The organism is Marivivens donghaensis (genome assembly GCF_011806565.1).
GTDB lineage: Bacteria > Pseudomonadota > Alphaproteobacteria > Rhodobacterales > Rhodobacteraceae > Marivivens > Marivivens donghaensis_A.
The window spans coordinates 1-2,500 of sequence record NZ_JAATOP010000020.1; the positions used below are offsets into that span (position 1 = coordinate 1).

The following is a 2,500-nucleotide window of genomic DNA, read 5'->3' on the forward strand; positions in this document are numbered from 1 at the left end:
TTGGTTGCGGGGGTAGGATTTGAACCTACGACCTTCAGGTTATGAGCCTGACGAGCTACCGGGCTGCTCCACCCCGCGTTGGGTGTGTAAACACTTATCCCTTTTTTTAGCGTTTTGCTTTTGAGGGATATTGAATGATATGTTTAGAGAGAATTTGGTTCTTACTAGGTCTGGCGGTGACTTACTCTCCCACGTCTTAAGACGCAGTACCATCAGCGCAACGGCACTTAACGGCCGGGTTCGGAAAGGGACCGGGTGTTTTGCTCGTGCTATAGCCACCAGACCGAGAAAGAACCAAGTTTCCAAGTAAAGTATACGTAGTATGTTTCTGAAGCGTTGCTGTTTCTGGAACAGATCAAGCCTATCGGACGATTAGTACCGGTCAACTGAATGCATTGCTGCACTTACATCTCCGGCCTATTGACGTGGTGGTCTACCACGGTCCTCAGGGATACCTTGTTTTGAGGGGGGCTTCCCGCTTAGATGCCTTCAGCGGTTATCCTGTCCGATCATAGCTACCCAGCACTGCCGTTGGCACGACAACTGGTCCACCAGTGGATCGTTCACCCCGGTCCTCTCGTACTAGGGGCAACTCCTCTCAAGTATCCTACACCCACGGAAGATAGGGACCGAACTGTCTCACGACGTTCTAAACCCAGCTCACGTACCTCTTTAAATGGCGAACAGCCATACCCTTGGGACCTGCTCCAGCCCCAGGATGAGATGAGCCGACATCGAGGTGCCAAACGATGCCGTCGATATGGACTCTTGGGCATCATCAGCCTGTTATCCCCAGCGTACCTTTTATCCGTTGAGCGATGGCCCTTCCACTCGGGACCACCGGATCACTATGGCCGACTTTCGTCTCTGCTCGACTTGTCAGTCTTGCAGTCAGGCTGGCTTATGCCATTGCACTCAACGAGCGATTTCCGACCGCTCTGAGCCAACCTTCGCGCGCCTCCGTTACTGTTTGGGAGGCGACCGCCCCAGTCAAACTACCCACCACGCAGGGTCCCGGACCCGGATAACGGGCCGCGGTTAGACATCAAGCAAAGCAAGGGTGGTATCTCAAGGAAGGCTCCACACGGACTGGCGTCCGTGCTTCAAAGCCTACCACCTATCCTGCACATGCTGTACCTGATGCCAGTGCGAAGCTATAGTAAAGGTGCATGGGGTCTTTCCGTCTAACCGCGGGTAGCCTGCATCTTGACAGGCAATTCAATTTCGCTGAGTCGACGTTGGAGACAGCGGGGAGGTCGTTACGCCATTCGTGCAGGTCGGAACTTACCCGACAAGGAATTTCGCTACCTTAGGACCGTTATAGTTACGGCCGCCGTTTACCGGGGCTTCAATTCGGAGCTTGCACTCCTCCTTTTAACCTTCCGGCACCGGGCAGGCGTCAGACCCTATACGTCGTCTTACGACTTCGCAGAGCCCTATGTTTTAAGTAAACAGTCGCCACCCCCTGGTTTGTGCCCCCGGCCCAAAGTTGCCTTTGAACCGGGCCTCCTTCTTGCGAACTTACGGAGGCATTTTGCCGAGTTCCTTCAACGTCGTTCTCTCAAGCGCCTTGGTATTCTCTACCAGTCCACCTGTGTCGGTTTAGGGTACGATCTCATGGAGGGCTATTTCCTGGGACTGCTAAGCGGCCCACCCAATCCGATAAGGGTGAACAACCTTCGCAATCCGTCACATCCTCCTGGCCCAGGAATATTAACCTGGTTCCCATCGACTACGCCTTTCGGCCTCGCCTTAGGGGTCGGCTTACCCTGCTCAGATTAGCTTTAAGCAGGAACCCTTGGACTTTCGGCGAGAGGGTCTCTCACCCTCTTTGTCGCTACTCATGTCATCATTCTCACTGGTGATCTCTCCACCGGATCGCTCACGCGCCAGCTTCACAGAAAGCTCCTTGCGTCCAATCTTCCCGGAGGAAGTAAGGACGCATGGAGCTATATCACACCACGCTCTGCTACCACGCACTATGTGCATCCAAAGCTTCGGCTCATGGCTTGAGCCCCGTTACATCTTCGCCGCAGGACAACTTATTTAGACCAGTGAGCTGTTACGCTATCTTTAAAGGATGGCTGCTTCTAAGCCAACCTCCTGGTTGTTTTGGTCGTCCCACCTGCTTTCCCACTTAGCCATGAATTAGGGGCCTTAGCTGTTGGTCAGGGTTGTTTCCCTCTCCACGACGGACGTTAGCACCCGCCGTGTGTCTGCCGACTAGTACTCCTCGGTATTCGGAGTTTGGTTAGGATCAGTAAGTCTGTGGGACCCCATTACCCATCCAGTGCTCTACCCCCGAGGGTATTCAGTCGACGCTCTACCTAAATAGATTTCGCAGAGAACCAGCTATCTCCGAGTTTGATTGGCCTTTCACCCCTAGCCACAGCTCATCCCGACCTTTTTCAACAGGTGTGGGTTCGGTCCTCCAACAAGTGTTACCTTGTCTTCAACCTGGCCATGGCTAGATCACTCGGTTTCGGGTCTGATCCCACAA

Annotated in this window: 1 tRNA gene and 2 rRNA genes (1 of these 3 cut by a window edge); all 3 read right to left on the bottom strand. The window is 53.8% G+C overall.

The annotated features are described in order from the left end of the window. Position 1: 1 nt before the first annotated feature. Positions 2–78, bottom strand: a tRNA-Met gene (locus tag HCZ30_RS16435). 90 nt (positions 79–168) lie between these two features. Beyond that, positions 169–283, bottom strand: a 5S ribosomal RNA gene (rrf, locus tag HCZ30_RS16440). A 68-nt stretch (positions 284–351) separates the two neighbouring features. Continuing rightward, positions 352–2,500 (bottom strand): 23S ribosomal RNA (locus tag HCZ30_RS16445); it runs 677 nt beyond the window's last position.